Annotated in this window: 17 protein-coding genes; 6 read left to right on the forward strand and 11 right to left on the reverse strand. The window is 68.1% G+C overall.

Features of this window, described 5'->3' with window-relative positions; all coding sequences use genetic code 11:
- Positions 1-61 precede the first annotated feature (61 nt).
- The 6 genes from FRZ61_RS14880 (at position 62) to dhaK (ending at position 5487) form a co-directional block, all read left to right on the forward strand.
- Positions 62-1177, forward strand: a complete 1116-nt coding sequence (locus FRZ61_RS14880; RefSeq protein WP_151118477.1) for a PAS domain-containing sensor histidine kinase — start codon at positions 62-64, stop codon at positions 1175-1177.
- Positions 1161-1796 carry a response regulator transcription factor gene (locus FRZ61_RS14885; RefSeq protein ID WP_151118478.1) on the forward strand — a complete coding sequence of 212 codons (636 nt, stop codon included), beginning with the start codon at positions 1161-1163 and terminating at the stop codon, positions 1794-1796. Before FRZ61_RS14880 ends, FRZ61_RS14885 begins: the two co-directional genes overlap by 17 nt.
- Positions 1797-1895: 99 nt before the next feature.
- On the forward strand, positions 1896-2267 hold the full coding sequence (locus tag FRZ61_RS14890) for a response regulator transcription factor (protein WP_191909033.1): 372 nt from the start codon (positions 1896-1898) through the stop codon (positions 2265-2267).
- Between the two features lie 177 nt (positions 2268-2444).
- Complete coding sequence (locus tag FRZ61_RS14895) at positions 2445-3236, forward strand: Crp/Fnr family transcriptional regulator (protein WP_151118480.1); 792 nt, start codon at positions 2445-2447, stop codon at positions 3234-3236.
- A 133-nt stretch (positions 3237-3369) separates the two neighbouring features.
- Complete coding sequence (locus tag FRZ61_RS14900) at positions 3370-4374, forward strand: CBS domain-containing protein (protein WP_151118481.1); 1005 nt, start codon at positions 3370-3372, stop codon at positions 4372-4374.
- Between the two features lie 120 nt (positions 4375-4494).
- Positions 4495-5487, forward strand: coding sequence for a dihydroxyacetone kinase subunit DhaK (gene dhaK / locus FRZ61_RS14905; protein WP_151118482.1), 993 nt, complete (start codon positions 4495-4497; stop codon positions 5485-5487).
- Positions 5488-5503: 16 nt separating this feature from the next.
- Here dhaK and FRZ61_RS14910 read toward each other — a convergent pair whose 3' ends face one another.
- From FRZ61_RS14910 to FRZ61_RS14960, 11 genes are read right to left on the reverse strand one after another with little or no spacing between them, the layout of a single operon-like run.
- Positions 5504-5944, reverse strand: coding sequence for a cupin domain-containing protein (locus FRZ61_RS14910; protein ID WP_151118483.1), 441 nt, complete (start codon positions 5942-5944; stop codon positions 5504-5506).
- Between the two features lie 53 nt (positions 5945-5997).
- Positions 5998-6441: a hypothetical protein gene (locus tag FRZ61_RS14915; protein ID WP_151118484.1), complete on the reverse strand. Its 444-nt coding sequence runs from the start codon at positions 6439-6441 to the stop codon at positions 5998-6000.
- The gene (gene ptsP, locus FRZ61_RS14920; RefSeq protein ID WP_225308819.1) at positions 6434-8044 is read right to left on the reverse strand and encodes a phosphoenolpyruvate--protein phosphotransferase; all 1611 of its coding nucleotides are present in this window, start codon (positions 8042-8044) and stop codon (positions 6434-6436) included. The genes FRZ61_RS14915 and ptsP overlap by 8 nt, the downstream gene beginning before the upstream one ends.
- Positions 8028-8315 (reverse strand): HPr family phosphocarrier protein, encoded by a 288-nt coding sequence (locus FRZ61_RS14925; RefSeq protein WP_151118485.1) that lies wholly within the window; start codon positions 8313-8315, stop codon positions 8028-8030. Before FRZ61_RS14925 ends, ptsP begins: the two co-directional genes overlap by 17 nt.
- A 17-nt stretch (positions 8316-8332) precedes the next feature.
- Positions 8333-8743 carry a dihydroxyacetone kinase phosphoryl donor subunit DhaM gene (gene dhaM, locus FRZ61_RS14930; RefSeq protein ID WP_151118486.1) on the reverse strand — a complete coding sequence of 137 codons (411 nt, stop codon included), beginning with the start codon at positions 8741-8743 and terminating at the stop codon, positions 8333-8335.
- Positions 8740-9372, reverse strand: coding sequence for a dihydroxyacetone kinase subunit DhaL (dhaL, locus tag FRZ61_RS14935; RefSeq protein WP_151118487.1), 633 nt, complete (start codon positions 9370-9372; stop codon positions 8740-8742). Before dhaL ends, dhaM begins: the two co-directional genes overlap by 4 nt.
- Positions 9362-10423 carry an ABC transporter ATP-binding protein gene (locus FRZ61_RS14940; RefSeq protein ID WP_151118488.1) on the reverse strand — a complete coding sequence of 354 codons (1062 nt, stop codon included), beginning with the start codon at positions 10421-10423 and terminating at the stop codon, positions 9362-9364. Before FRZ61_RS14940 ends, dhaL begins: the two co-directional genes overlap by 11 nt.
- Positions 10416-11534 (reverse strand): ABC transporter ATP-binding protein, encoded by a 1119-nt coding sequence (locus tag FRZ61_RS14945; RefSeq protein WP_151118489.1) that lies wholly within the window; start codon positions 11532-11534, stop codon positions 10416-10418. The genes FRZ61_RS14940 and FRZ61_RS14945 overlap by 8 nt, the downstream gene beginning before the upstream one ends.
- Positions 11535-11538: 4 nt before the next feature.
- A complete protein-coding gene (locus FRZ61_RS14950; RefSeq protein WP_151118490.1) occupies positions 11539-11742 on the reverse strand; it encodes a hypothetical protein in 204 nt (67 codons plus the stop codon).
- Between the two features lie 20 nt (positions 11743-11762).
- The gene (locus FRZ61_RS14955; protein ID WP_151118491.1) at positions 11763-12719 is read right to left on the reverse strand and encodes a carbohydrate ABC transporter permease; all 957 of its coding nucleotides are present in this window, start codon (positions 12717-12719) and stop codon (positions 11763-11765) included.
- Entirely contained in the window at positions 12716-13696 is a 981-nt protein-coding gene (locus FRZ61_RS14960) for a carbohydrate ABC transporter permease (protein ID WP_151118492.1), read from the reverse strand. The genes FRZ61_RS14955 and FRZ61_RS14960 overlap by 4 nt, the downstream gene beginning before the upstream one ends.
- Positions 13697-13922: the final 226 nt, after the last annotated feature.

Consider the following 13922-nt stretch of genomic DNA (forward strand, 5'->3'; position numbering starts at 1 on the left):
CACGGGCGCAGCCGATGACAAGAGCGATGCCGCCGGAAGGCGATCCGGAAGACCGAACGGCATGAGCGAAGAGCAAGCCCCCCGGCTGCAATCCATCGTCAATGCCGTCCCCGACGCCATCATCACCATCGATCGCGACGGCATCATCGATTTCTTCAACCCCGCGGCTGAGCGCATGTTCGGCTACCGTGCGGAAGAGGTGATCGGCCAGAACGTCAAGATCCTGATGCCGGCGCCCTATCGCGAGCAGCATGACGGCTATCTCTCGCGCTACCTGAAGACGGGCGAGAAGCGGATCCTGGGCATCGGGCGCATCGTCGTCGGCAAGCGCAAGGACGGCAGCACCTTTCCGATGGAGCTCGCGGTCGGCGAAGCCTCGATGGACGGCCGCCCCGTCTTCGCCGGCCTGATCCGCGACATCTCCGAGCGCCAAGCCATCGAACGGCGGCTGCACGAGCTGCAGGCGGACCTGATCCACGTGTCGCGCATGAGCGCCATGGGCGACCTCGCCTCGGCCCTCGCCCACGAGCTGAACCAGCCCTTGACCGCCATCAACAACTACGTGCTGTCGGCGCAGCGGCTGCTGCAGGGATCGCCGGAACAGCAGAAACGTGCCGCCGATATCCTGACGAAGGTGTCCGGGCAGGCGATGCGGGCCGGCGAGATCATCCGGCATTTGCGGAAATTCATTCAGCGGCATGAGCCGGAACGGGCCGCCTTCGATATCAACCAGGTCATCGACGAGGCCTCCGCCCTCGCCTTCATCGGGATGCGGGAACGGAACATCGAGGTCCAGTTCGAGCGCGGCGCGGCGCTGCCGTCGGTGACGATCGACAAGGTCCAGATCCAGCAGGTCGTCATCAATCTCATCCGCAACGGCGTCGATGCCATGGAGGGCGTGGCGCGCCGCAAGCTGACCCTGACCACGGCGCGGGATGCCCGGAATCTCCGGGTCAGCGTCGCCGACACCGGGCCCGGCGTGTTGCCCGAGGTCGCGGACCGCCTGTTCATGCCGTTCGTGACCACCAAGGCCGAGGGCATGGGCGTCGGCCTTTCGATCAGCCGCACGATCGTCGAGAGCCATGGCGGCATGCTCTGGTTCGAGAGCAACGCCGATGTTGGCGCCACCTTCCATCTGACGCTGCCGATCCGGGACGCCGATGACGATGGCGCCTGAGGGCATCGTCTATATCGTCGATGACGACGAGGCCGTCCGCGACTCGCTGGTCATGCTGCTCGAATCCCGCGGCCACCGGACCTCGAGCTTCGCCTCCGCCGAGGCGTTCCTGGGCGCGGTCGCGACACCCTCCCTTCCCGGATGCCTGCTGCTGGACGTCAACATGCCCGGTACCGGCGGCCTCGGCCTGCTGGGAGAGATCGGGCGGATCGCGCCGCGGCTGCCGGTCCTGATGATCACCGGCCGGGGCGAGGTGGCGATCGCCGTACAGGCCATGAAGGCGGGCGCCAGGGATTTCCTCGAGAAGCCGCTCGATCCCGACACGCTGTTCGCCCTGGTCGACCAGGCGCTCGCCGCCTCCGCGCAAGCTGCCCAGGCCGAGGAGGAACGCTCGAAGGCCCAGGCCTCGCTCGACCGCCTGACGCCGCGCGAACGCTCCGTTTTCGACCGCCTGGCCGAGGGCAAGACCAACAAGCAGGTCGCGGCCGAGCTCAATATCAGCCCCCGGACGATCGAGATCCATCGCGCCAAGCTGATGGAGAAGCTTCGGGTGACCAGCGTTTCGGAGCTGATCGGCCTTTCGGCGAGGATCGACAGCGGCCGCAAGGATAGGCTTTGATTCCGCGCACCCTCCGGCCGAGGCGGTGCCGGCTGACTTAGATCAAGGCGAAACGGAAGCCGGCGGTGTTTCATGGGCGGCGCTGAAAGCGATAGATCCATGACCCGCGACAACCAAACCATCTGCGTCATCGACGATGCTGAAGCCGTGCGGGATTCACTCCAGCTCCTGCTGGAGCTCGAATCCTTCACCGTGAAGGCGTTTGAGACCTGCGAGGATTTCCTGGCCTGGCTGCCGGGCAAGAGCGCCTTGTGCCTGGTCCTGGATCTTCATCTCCCGGGCATGAGCGGGTTCGAGCTCTTGGAGCACCTGGCCGCCGAGGGGCGCTCCTATCCGACGATCCTCATGACCGGACGCTCCGACCGGACGGTGCAGCAGCAGGCCCGGGAGCTGGGCGCCCTGACGCTCCTGGACAAGCCGATCGATTTCCCGCGCCTGATGGAAGCGCTGGACCAAGCCACCGCGCACTGAATTTTCCTTTTCTGTCCGTACATTAGGCACTGGCGCGCAGCGTCCTGCAAGCGGGGGGCGGCGCTCGCGGCCCTACGTAGAAACTACGTACGTAACCGTCCCGAATATCGCCGCCCCCTGATTTTCGAGACCCTCGCCCTGGAGATTTCGTCGAGCACAATCCAGCGAGGGGCGGTCATGATTTCCACCAGCAGCCAGTTCTCCAATCGGTCTCAGGGCTATCGTCCGGGCGCGGCGGCCTTCCCGGCCAGCCCCACCCCGGCGCTCGATTGCCGTGACCTGGAGACGCAGCTTCCGGAAGCCAAGGCGGGCCAGCGCCGCGAGCTCAAGCCCGGCGAATCCCTGTTCCTCCAGGAGGACCGGATCGACAGCGTCTATGTGCTGCTCGAGGGCTGGGCCTTCCGCTATCAGGATCTCAAGGACGGTCGCCGGCAGATCGTCGATTTCGCCCTGCCGGGCGACGTGGTGGGCCTCAACGAGGCGGCGAATGCGCCCTACGGGATCGAGGCCCTGACGGGCTGCGTCTTCGCCTGCTACTCGCGCAAATCCTTCTTCGCCCTGGTCGGCCGCCAGCCGGCGATGGGGCTGGCCCTGGTGCAGATGCTGGCCCGCGCCGAGGCGCGCGCCATCGAGCATCTGACCAGCCTCGGCCGGCGGACGGCCCGCGAGCGCGTGGCGCATCTGCTCCTGGAGCTGGTGACGCGGCTCAATCGGCTGAATCTCGCGGCGGATTCGAAGTCGCTCGACCTGCCCCTGATGCTGTCCCATGTCGCGGACGCCCTGGGTCTCGCCAACGAGACGGTCTGCCGCTGCCTCTCCAGCCTGCGCAAGGACGGCGTGCTGGTGCTGCGGGAGCGGCGGCTCAAGGTGCTCGATCTGCGCCGCCTGACCGAGGAGGCCAATCTCTCCGAGGTCGAGGATGACGAGACGGCCGTCACGGCCGCGCCGGTGCGACGCTTCGCGGCCTGAACGTTTCCCTTGCCGGTCCTTCATGATGGGAGGCGGTGGCTCGGTGACGAGCTCGCTTTGACATTGCCGGCATCGGCCCCAGTTTCTTGACGAAGGCGACAGGGCCGGGCCGAAGGCGCAGGGGAGACGATCCATGAACGCGCGCGACGTGATGACCACCGATGTCGTGTCGGTCGCCCCCGACACGCCCATCCGCGACATCGCGCAACGGCTGCTGCGAAACGGCATCAGCGCCGTGCCGGTGGTCGACGACACGGGCGCGCCCGTCGGCATGGTCAGCGAGGGCGATCTCGTGGGCCGCAGCGACGCCGACCGGCTGGCACGCCGGGACTGGTGGCTGACGCTCCTGGCCGAGGGCGAAGAGCTCCATCCCGACTTTCTCGAAAGCCTGGGATCCAACCCGCTCAAGGCGCGAGACGTCATGTCGGCGCCCGTCATGACGGTCGCCGAGGATACGTCCGTCGTCGAGATCGCCCGGCTGCTCGCGGGCCATCACATCAAGCGCGTGCCGGTCATCCGCGACGGCCGCATGGTCGGCATCGTCAGCCGCGCCGACCTGATCAAGGCGCTCGCGTCGGAGAATGGCGAGGCCGCAACCGGTGCCGGCCGTCGGCCCGCCGGCATCGCCAAGCCCGGCCCGGCCGGCAGTCCGCCCGACGGCGCCGCGCCGGAAGCGCCGGCCGCCACGCCGTCCGCCAAGCCCGAGGAGGATGGGCTGACGGCCCGTTCCTTCCGTCACCTGGTCGCCGACTTCAAGCAGGAACAGGTGCATCAGCGCGAGGAAGCCCGCCGCGCCGCGGCGGTCGAACGCAAGCAGCGGATGCAGGCGCTCCTGGACGAGCACCTCTCGAACGATGGCTGGCACAGGCTCCTGACGCAGGCCCATCAGGCCGCCGAGCGGGGCCAGAGCGAGTTCCAGATGTTGCGGTTCCCGAGCCAGCTTTGCAGCGACGGCGGCCGCTCGATCAATGTGGGCGAACGGGGCTGGCCCCAGTCGCTGCGGGGCGAGGCGGCCGAGATCTATCTCTGGTGGGATCAGAACCTGCGGCCCCAGGGCTTCCATCTTTCCGCGCGCATCCTCGACTTCCCGGGCGGCATGCCGGGCGATGTCGGGCTTTTCCTCAGCTGGGGCGAATGAGCTTGGCCGTGGCCGCGGCTCCATTGGCGCCGGGTTTAGTTTAGTTTAGTCTTTCGACCGGCAAGCGGGCCGGCCCTCTCCAACCAGGCCCGCAGCCGCCAAAGCCAGGGAGGAAGATCGATGAAGAAGTTCATCAATGCCGTCGATCGGGTATTGACGGAAAGCCTGCGCGGTTTCGGCGCGGCGCACAGCGACATCGTCCGGGTGCAGATGGAGCCGACCTTCGTGGCGCGGGCCGACGCGCCCGTCAAAGGCAAGGTGGCCCTCATCTCCGGCGGCGGATCGGGCCATGAGCCGCTGCATGCCGGCTTCGTCGGCCGCGGCATGCTCGACGCCGCCTGCCCCGGCCAGGTCTTCACCTCCTGCACGCCGGACCAGATGGCGGCGGCGGCGCAAGCGGTCGACGGCGGCGCCGGCGTTCTCTTCATCGTCAAGAACTATGCCGGCGACGTGATGAATTTCGAGATGGCGGCCGACATGATCGGCGGCGACCAGGCGACCGTCATCACCAACGACGACGTGGCGGTCGAGGATTCGACCTATACGACCGGCCGGCGCGGCGTCGCCGGGACGGTGGTGGTGGAGAAGATGGTGGGCGCGGCCGCCGACAAGGGCGCCGACCTCGCCGCCTGCAAGGCGCTGGGCGAGCGGGTCAACAAGGCGACGCGCTCGATGGGCGTGGCGCTGACGAGCTGCACCGTGCCCGCCGCCGGCAGGCCCACCTTCCAGCTCGGCGAGGACGAGATCGAGATGGGCGTGGGCATCCATGGCGAACCCGGCCGCAAGCGGGTCAAGCTCGAGAGCGCCGACGCCATCGCCAACACGCTCATGCATGCCATCGAAACCGACCTCAAGCCCAAGGCCGGCGCGCCGGCCCTGCTCCTGGTCAACGGCTTCGGCGGCACGCCGCTGATGGAGCTCTACCTGATGTATGACGCGGCCCGGCGCTATTGCGAGGGCCGCAACATCAAGGTCGCGCGCTCGCTCGTCGGCAACTACACGACCTCGCTGGAGATGGCCGGCTGCTCCCTGACCCTGACCGCGCTGGATGACGAGCTCACGAAGCTCTGGGATCACCCGGTCCGCACCGCCGCCTTGCGCTGGGGCGTTTGAGAAACGCCCGCGGCCATCATCCCTTCGGCGGAGCGACGGTGAGACCGTAGCGGGCCATCACTTCCATCATCTTCGCCGGGTTGGGACCGCCGGGCGCGCTGACGGCCGTCTGCACGTCGCGGAAATATTGCGCACCGATATCGGGCGTCAGGATGATGAGCGCGCGCGCCGTCTGGTCGAAGGGATTGTCGAAGCCATGGACCGACCCGCGCGGGGTATACATGCGCTCGCCGGGCCCCAGGTCGCGCACCTCGTCATCGACCCGGTAGCGCAGCCTGCCCTCGAGCACATAGACCATCTCTTCGTTGTTGCGGTGGCTGTGCGGCGGCGGCACCCGGGCTCCCGGATGCACGGTCAGCTCGAACATGCCGGAACCGGCGCCGGTCACGGTGCCGTCCATGAGATAGCGGATCTCGAGCTTCCCGAATCCGATGACGGGCTGTTCCTGCGGCTGCATGAAGGTTTCTCCCTGGCGCGCGGGGAGAGTTTAGTCGAGCGGCCGGGAGAGCGCTATGTCCGCTTCTGCGCCAGCTTCGCGATCTGCTTCGCGAACTGCTTGACGATGTCTTCCACCGCGTCGTCGAAGCGTGCGTCGCCGCTGCTCGGCAGCTCGATCTCGATCTTGCGCGCACCGGCGGTCCTGCGCGCGGCCCCCTTCTCCGCCTGCTGGTGGGGGTGGGCCTCGCCATAGGCCGCGAGAAAGCTCTTCCGCTCGGCCGGCGAGAAATGGCAGATGCGGAAGATGGTCTCGAGATGGCGTGCCGGGATCGGGATCGAATAGGCCGGGTTGGTGATCTGGGACACGAAGCTGCGATGCTTGCCCATGGCGCGCGCGATCTGCAGGCGCATGCCCGAGGGCCTGCGGTCGAGATAGTCCTGCAGCAGGCGCTTATAGGCCGCGACCAGCTCCTCGCGGGCGGGCGCGGTTCGGCCGGTGCGCGAATCGTCAGCCATAGCCCGCGATCTCGGCCTTGGCGCGGGCCAGGCGCGCCGGGGCCACCGAGACGGCCCGCAAGCCCGCATCGAGCAGCGCCGGCAGATATTTCGGATCCGAGGCCATGTCGCCGCAGAGGCTGACCTCGCGTCCCGTCAACCTGCCATGCTCGGCCACGCGGTGGATGAGCTCCAGCACGCCCGGCTCCAGGGGATCGTAGAGATCGCGCACCGCCTCACAGTCCCGGCCCGCCGCCGTCACGTATTGCACGAGGTCGTTGCTGCCGATCGAGAAGAAGTCGGCATCGAAGGCGGCGATGTTGAGCGCCGCCGCCGGCACCTCGACCATCATGCCGAGCTTAGGCATGGCGGCCGGAATGCCCTCCGCCAGCAGCTCGGACACCACCTGCCGGAACATCGCGCGGGTCGCATCCAGCTCCTGGGGCCGCGTCACCATGGGCAGCATGACCTTGAGTTCGCCTTCGATCGCCGCGCGCGCCAGCGCCCGGAGCTGGACGCGGAATACATCGGGGCGCGCCAGCGACAGCCGCAGGCCGCGCAAGCCCAAGAATGGGTTCGATTCGCCGTCCGGTGTCAATCCCGGGATCGGCTTGTCGCCGCCGGCATCGAGAGTCCGGATCGTGACCGGCCGACCTCCTGCCCAGCGCATCAGCGCCTTGTAGGCGCCGAGCTGGCGCCCTTCGCCGGGCAGACCGCCCTCGCCCGAGAACAGGAACTCGGTGCGGGTCAGCCCCACCCCGTCGCAGCTCGCCGGATCGACCGCCGGCAGGATGTGGGGATCGTCCACATTGATGTAGGTGAGGACCCGCTCGCCCGCAGCGGTGAGCGCGGGCTTGCCCAGATGGCTCGCCTGGCGCCTGGCCTCGGCCTCGCGCTCGGCCGCCCGGCGCAGATAGCGCGCGCGGGTCTCGGCCGAGGGGTCCTGGATCAGCTGCCCGGCCTCGGCATCGAGGATCGCCTCGGCGCCGTCGACCAGCATGGATTCGTTGGCGGCCAGCCCCACCACCAGCGGCACACCGCGCGCACGGGCCAGGATCGCCACATGGCTGGCGCTGCTGCCCTTGACCACGGCACCCCCGCGATAGGCGTCCCAATCGAGCTCGAGAAAGCGCGAAGGCGCCAGATCGGTCCCGACATAGATGGCGCCCGTCTCGGCCGGCGCCCCGGCCTCGTCCCCGCCGCCCGCCAGGAGCTCGGCGACACGATCGCGCAGATCGGCGAGATCGAGCGCGCGGGCGCGGAAATATTCGTCCTCGGCGCCCTGATAGTCGGCGATCTGGCCGTCCATCGCCTGCTGCCAGGCCGCGTCCGCCGCCTCGCCACGGGCGATGCGCGCCCGCACCGGGTCGAGCAGCTCGTCATCCGCGAGCAGGGCCGCCTGGAATTCCAGGATCGCCGCCGCTTCGGCCTCGGCGCGGCCGATCAGCCGTTCGAGCTGGGCGGACGCCGCGGCGCCGGCGGCTTCGAGCCGCACGATCTCCTCCTCGGGCGTGCCCTTGGGGCGCGCATCCGAGCGACGCATGCGCCTGAGCGAGATCCGTCCGATGGCCAGCCCCTCGGACGCCACCTGGGCCGGGAAGGAACGTTCAGGCCGCATGCTCATCGAAATCGCGCTCGACCAGGCCGACCAGCGCATCCAGCGCCTGGGCGGCGTCGGGCCCATCGGCCTTGAAGAAGATGGTCGTGCCCTCGCGCAGCTTCAGCCCCATGACGCGCACGATGCTCTTGGCATCAACCCAGTCCTCGGTTCCTTCGCCGCGGACGCGGATATCGGCATCGAAGCTCTTGGCGAGCTTGGTCAGCTTCACCGAAGGCCGGGCATGGAGGCCCACCTGATGGGTGATGACGATGGAGCGTTCGGTCGCGTCGGCCATGGCAGGTCTCGGCACCGTCATCGGGGCGAAAGTTCTTCGGCCGTGGCGCGGACGGCCTGGAGAGTGCCGCCGCCGGCCGCTTCGGTCGCCGCCATCACCGCGCCCTCGACGATCGGCGCGTTGCAGACCACGACCTTGTCGCGGCGATCCTCCGGCAGCATCTCGATCGCCATCTCGCTGTTGCTTTCCGCACCGCCGAGATCGACCAGGATCGCGACGCCTTTGGGCGACCAGGCCTTCTCGATCGCGGCCAGGATCGAGGCCACGTCGGTACCGAGCCCGCCCGCGGGATTGCCGCCGCTGAAGGCCATCGGAATCTCGTTGCCGACCATCTGGCGCACCATGTCGATCGTGCCTTTGGCGACCTCGTGCGAATGCGACACCACCACGATGCCGACCCGGTCGGTCGTATGTTCTCCACGTTTCATGCTGGCAAGGACTCCGCGACCGCGTCGCAAACGGCATGGATCAGAAGCTGGCTCGAACGGGCGCCCGGGTCGAGGTGGCCGATCGACCGGTCGCCCAGGAACGAGGCCCGCCCCTTGCTGGCCTTCATCGGCCGGGTACGCTCGAGGGCGGCGTCGGCCGCCCGGCACAGGCCCGCGAGTGTCTCCTTCGCCGACGCATGGCGTGACAGCTCTCCGGCCAGCGTCTCGCCCACCGGGACCAGCACGTCCAGCATCGTCTTCTCGCCGGCATCCGATTTGCCGCGCTTCTTCACCGCGGCGATGCCCTCGGCCAGCATCGCCTGGACCTGCTCGCCCTGCGTCGGATCGCCGGGCACGGCCTTGCCCATCGCCATCAGCAGGCTGCCGAAGAGCGGCCCCGAGGCGCCGCCGACCTTCATCACCAGCGTCATGCCCGCCTTCTGCAGCGCATCGCCGAGCGGCAGGGTCTTGAGCTCGGGCGCGTCCGCGATCGCATCGAAGCCGCGCTTCATGTTGATGCCGTGATCGCCGTCGCCGATTGCCTGGTCGAGGCCGGTCAGCTCGTCGGCATGATCGCGGATCGCCGTGACAGCCGCATCGATCAGGCGCCGGGTCAATTCATGTGCCATGGCGCAGCTCGCTCCGGTCGGACCGTTCGTTGCGCGCCGCCCAAGGCAGGCGCCGGCCCTCCCGATCGAAGAACAGGGTGCTGCCCGGGATGACCCGCACCGTGCTGTTGTCATGCGGCCGCAAGGCGGGCCCCGGCCCGGCCAGGGCATGGACTTGCGAGCCGCTCACCTCGAGCAGGATCACGGTCTCGGCCCCCAGCGGCTCGACGGTCAGGATGCGCGCGGCGACGCCGCCGGCCCCCAACACCACATCCTCGGGCCGCACGCCGATGGTGGCAGCCCCGGCGGGCCCGTCCATGATGCCGAGCGAGCCCACCGGCAGAACATTGATCTGCGGCGAGCCCAGGCGGTTCGCCACATAGAGGCTGTCCGGCTCGGCATAGATCTGGCGCGGGGTGCCGATCTGCACCAGCTCGCCCTCGCGCAAGACCCCGATCCGGTCGGCCATGGTCATGGCCTCGACCTGGTCATGCGTCACATAGAGGATGGTGGCGCCGAGATCGAGCTGGATGCGCTTCATCTCGACGCGCAGATCCGCGCGCAGCTTGGCATCGAGCGAGGAGAGCGGCTCGTCCATCAGGAAGGCCGCGGGCTCGCGCACCAGCGCGCGGCCGATGGCGACGCGCTGCATCTCGCCGCCCGAAAGGTGGGTCGCCTTGTTCTGGAGCTTGGGCCCGATCCGCAGGAGCGCCGCGACCTGGCGTACCCGCTCCTCGACCTGCGGCTCGGGCAGGCGGCGCAAGGGCGAGCGCAGCGGGAAGGCGAGATTGTCGTAGACCGTGTAATGCGGATAAAGCGAGAACTGCTGGAACACCATGGCGACGTCGCGCGCCGCAGGCTCGAGCTTCGTGACGTCGATGCCGGCGATCGAGATCTTGCCGCCATCCGCGCGCTCCAGGCCCGAGACCAGCCGCAGCGTGGTGGTCTTGCCGGCGCCGGTCGGCCCCAGCAGCACGACGAACTCGCCGTCCGCCACCGTCAGCGACAGGTCGCGCACCGCGGTCACCGGACCGAACCGCTTGGTCACATCGGCGAGGACGAGCTCAGCCATGGGCGGCCCTCCGGCCCTCGACCGGGGCGCCATTCATGAGATCGCTCGCGAGCGCCCGCTCCGTCCGACCGTCGAACAGCACCAGCGCCTCGCTCCGGAAATCGATCCCCACCGTGTCGCCCGCCTTCGCCTTGCCCGTGTTGGCGGCCCTCACCTTGACCCGGCCGACGGAGGTGTCCACCGTGACCAATTGGCGCGCTCCGAGATATTCGACGCCGAAGACGCGGCCGCGGAACGAGGCCGCGTCCGCGAGCTCCATATGCTCCGGCCGCGCGCCCAGCACGCCGCGATCGTGGTTCAATGGTTCATGCAGCTTCGGCATCGTCACATGGGCGCCGTTGACGGCGATGGTCTGCGCGCCCGCGGCCACCGGCCCGGTCACGGGCAGGAAGTTCATCGCCGGGCTGCCGATGAAGCCCGCCACGAACATGGTGGCCGGGCGGCGATAGACCTCGTTGGGCGGCCCCGCCTGCAGGATCACGCCCTTGTCCATCACCGCGATCTGGTCGGCCATCGACATGGCCTCGATCTGGTCGTGGGTGACATAGACCGTGGTGGCGCCGATGCGCTCATGAAGCTGCCTGAGCTCCTCGCGCATCAGGTCGCGGAACTCGGCGTCGAGCGTGCCGAGCGGCTCGTCCATCAGGAAAGCCTTGGGCCGGCGGATGATGGCCCGGCCCAGCGCCACGCGCTGGCGGTCGCCGCCGGCAAGCCGCCCCACCGGCGAGTGCAGCAGATGCTCGATGCGCAGGAGCCTCGCCACCTCGGCCACCCGCGCCTTGACCTCGGCGCGCGGCGTGCCCTGGCTCTTCAGCGGAAAGGCCAGGTTCTGCCCGACATTCATATGCGGGTAGAGGGCGAAGAGCTGGAACACGAAGGCGATGTCGCGGTGCGAGGCGCGCAGGAAGGTCACATCCTCGCCATCGAGCAGGATCCGGCCGGAGGTCGGGATCTCCAGGCCCGCGATCATGCGCAAGGTCGTGGTCTTGCCGCAGCCCGACGGCCCCAGCAGCACGAAGAAATCGCCGTTGCGGATCGTCAGGTTGGAATCCCGGACGGCGACGAAATCGCCGAAGCGCCGGTGCAGGTTCTCGATGCGGATCTCGGCCATCGCCCTACTCCGGGAAATGGCTGACGATCACGAACATGATCGTGCCCGCCAGGATGACGGTGAAGGAATAGGAGAAGAGCGTCAGGGCCAGCGGCTGCATCAGCATGATGACGCCGGCGCCGATCAGCGTGCAGGCGACGTTCTCGAGCCGGTCCCGCTTGAGCCAGCGCCGCCAGCCACCCGCCTTGGATGCGTCGGTCAGCGTCATTTGCGCACCGCGCCGCCCGCTCATTTGCGCACCGCGCCGAAGGTGATGCCGCGCAGCAGATGCTTGCGGAGCAGAATGGTGAAGACGACGATCGGCAGCAGGAACAGCGTGGTGCCCGCACCCACCGCCGGCCAGTCGAGGCCGCCCTCGCCGATGATGGTGGGGATGAAGGGCGGTGCCGTCTGCGCGGTGCCGCTGGTGAGCAACAGCGCGAAGGCATATTCGTTCCAGGAGAAGATCAGGCAGAAGATGGCCGTGGCGGCGATGCCGGTCACCGCCTGCGGCAGCACCGCCATGCGGAAGGCCTGGAAGCGGGTATAGCCGTCGATCATCGCCGCCTCCTCGTACTCGGGCGGGATCTCGTCGATGAAGCCCTTCAGCAGCCAGACCGCGAGACTGATGTTCACCGCCGTATAGAGGATGATCAGGCCCAGATGCGTGTCGCTGAGGCCGAGGGCGCGATACATCAGGTAGATCGGGATCGCGACCGCGATCGGCGGCATCATGCGGGTCGAGAGGATGAAGAAGAGGAGATCGTCCTTGATCGGCACCTTGAAGCGCGAGAAGCCGTAGGCCGCGAGCGTGCCGAGGAAGACCGCGAGGAAGGTCGAGCCGAAGCCCACGATCAGCGAGTTGACATAGCGGCCGCCGAAGGGAGACGGGCCGGCGATCACCATGTTGCGCGTGCGGACCAGCGCGTCGTACCAGGTCTCCGCCGGCGGCAGGCTCGCCATGTATTCCGGCGTCTGGCGCGTGCGGGTGGTGAAGAGGTTCACATAGCCCTCGAGCGAGGGATCGAAGAACACCTTCGGCGGGTAGTGGATCGCGTCCTGCGGGGTCTTGAATCCGGTCATGAAGATCCAGACCAGCGGGATCGACGCCACCAGCGCATAGAGGATGACGAACGCCCCCGACAGCCACTTGGTGCGCGGGCTGGGCTCCAGGACCGTACGGGCGCTTTCGGCCGCGGCGCTCATCGCTGCTTCACCTTGTTGAGGAACTTCACATAGATGTTCGCGGCGCCGAACACGGTCACGAACAGGATGATGGCGAAGGCCGAGCTGTAGCCGGTGCGCCAGTTCTCGAAGGCCTCGCGCTTGAGGTTGATCGAGGCGAGCTCGGTCGCCGAGCCGGGGCCGCCCGAGGTCAGGTCGACCACCATGTCGAACATCTTGAAGTTCTCGATGGCGCGGAACAGGACCGCCAGCATCAGGAAGGGCAGCACCATCGGCACGGTGATGTGCCAGAACTGGCGCCATTGCGAGGCGCGGTCGATCTCGGCGGCCTCGTAGATATAGTCGGGAATGGAACGCAGGCCCGCGAGGCAGATCAGCATCACATAGGGCGTCCACATCCAGGTATCGACCAGGACGATGGCCCAGGGCGACAGGTTCACGTCGCCGATCATGGTGAAGCTGTCCGGCGCGATGCCGGCGAAGAACCCCACGATGTAGTTGAAGATGCCGGCCTGGGGCTGGAACAGGTAGGTCCAGAAATAACCCACCACGGCGGGCGACAGCATCATCGGCAGCAGGATCACGGTGGTCCAGGTGGCGTGGCCCTTGAAGCGCTTGTTGATCAGGAGCGCCAGGCCGAAGCCCAGGATCACCTGCAGCGCGATCGAGAACACGACGAAATGCGCGGTGACCTGGAGATAGCCCCAGATGTCCTCGCTGGACAGGATCTGCTCGTAGTTGCGCAGGCCGATCCACTTGACCGGCACGCCCGGCTTGTTGGCGCGATAGTTGGTGAAGCTGAGATAGATCGCCCAGATCAGCGGGAAGATGTTGATCGCCAGCAGCAGCAGGATCGTCGGCGAGATGAAAAGCCAGGCGATCGACCGGTCGCTCAGCCCCTTGAGCTTGGCACCGATGATCGGGCTGGTCCGGCTCCGCTGCGGCCGCTCGGTCTGGGCGACGCCGCCGGAGGGCGCGATGTTGGTAGCGTCGGTCATGGAAGAAGTGCGTCCCCTCTCTCATCCCCTCCCCCGTCCCGGGGGAGGGCCAGGGAGGGGGATGTCTCGGCAGTAGACAATGCGCATGAGCCGTGCGGCACCGGCTTCCTCGACCGAGCGGCCCCCTCCCTCACCCTCCCCCATTCCGGGGGAGGGGATAACAAGAGGGAGAGCGCCGCCAGGTTCGCGAACGGGCCCGATCGCTTCATGCGCATGCAGGCCGTTA

The sequence above is a fragment of the Hypericibacter adhaerens genome, from assembly GCF_008728835.1.
GTDB classification, from domain to species: Bacteria; Pseudomonadota; Alphaproteobacteria; order Dongiales; family Dongiaceae; genus Hypericibacter; species Hypericibacter adhaerens.

Coding starts and splice junctions, on each gene's coding strand:
- FRZ61_RS14880 (WP_151118477.1), top strand. CDS start 62: ATGAGCGAAGAGCAAGCCCCCCGGCTGCAATCCATCGTCAATGCCGTC.
- FRZ61_RS14885 (WP_151118478.1), top strand. CDS start 1,161: ATGACGATGGCGCCTGAGGGCATCGTCTATATCGTCGATGACGACGAG.
- FRZ61_RS14890 (WP_191909033.1), top strand. CDS start 1,896: ATGACCCGCGACAACCAAACCATCTGCGTCATCGACGATGCTGAAGCC.
- FRZ61_RS14895 (WP_151118480.1), top strand. CDS start 2,445: ATGATTTCCACCAGCAGCCAGTTCTCCAATCGGTCTCAGGGCTATCGT.
- FRZ61_RS14900 (WP_151118481.1), top strand. CDS start 3,370: ATGAACGCGCGCGACGTGATGACCACCGATGTCGTGTCGGTCGCCCCC.
- dhaK (WP_151118482.1), top strand. CDS start 4,495: ATGAAGAAGTTCATCAATGCCGTCGATCGGGTATTGACGGAAAGCCTG.
- FRZ61_RS14910 (WP_151118483.1), bottom strand. CDS start 5,944: ATGCAGCCGCAGGAACAGCCCGTCATCGGATTCGGGAAGCTCGAGATC.
- FRZ61_RS14915 (WP_151118484.1), bottom strand. CDS start 6,441: ATGGCTGACGATTCGCGCACCGGCCGAACCGCGCCCGCCCGCGAGGAG.
- ptsP (WP_225308819.1), bottom strand. CDS start 8,044: ATGAGCATGCGGCCTGAACGTTCCTTCCCGGCCCAGGTGGCGTCCGAG.
- FRZ61_RS14925 (WP_151118485.1), bottom strand. CDS start 8,315: ATGGCCGACGCGACCGAACGCTCCATCGTCATCACCCATCAGGTGGGC.
- dhaM (WP_151118486.1), bottom strand. CDS start 8,743: ATGAAACGTGGAGAACATACGACCGACCGGGTCGGCATCGTGGTGGTG.
- dhaL (WP_151118487.1), bottom strand. CDS start 9,372: ATGGCACATGAATTGACCCGGCGCCTGATCGATGCGGCTGTCACGGCG.
- FRZ61_RS14940 (WP_151118488.1), bottom strand. CDS start 10,423: ATGGCTGAGCTCGTCCTCGCCGATGTGACCAAGCGGTTCGGTCCGGTG.
- FRZ61_RS14945 (WP_151118489.1), bottom strand. CDS start 11,534: ATGGCCGAGATCCGCATCGAGAACCTGCACCGGCGCTTCGGCGATTTC.
- FRZ61_RS14950 (WP_151118490.1), bottom strand. CDS start 11,742: ATGACGCTGACCGACGCATCCAAGGCGGGTGGCTGGCGGCGCTGGCTC.
- FRZ61_RS14955 (WP_151118491.1), bottom strand. CDS start 12,719: ATGAGCGCCGCGGCCGAAAGCGCCCGTACGGTCCTGGAGCCCAGCCCG.
- FRZ61_RS14960 (WP_151118492.1), bottom strand. CDS start 13,696: ATGACCGACGCTACCAACATCGCGCCCTCCGGCGGCGTCGCCCAGACC.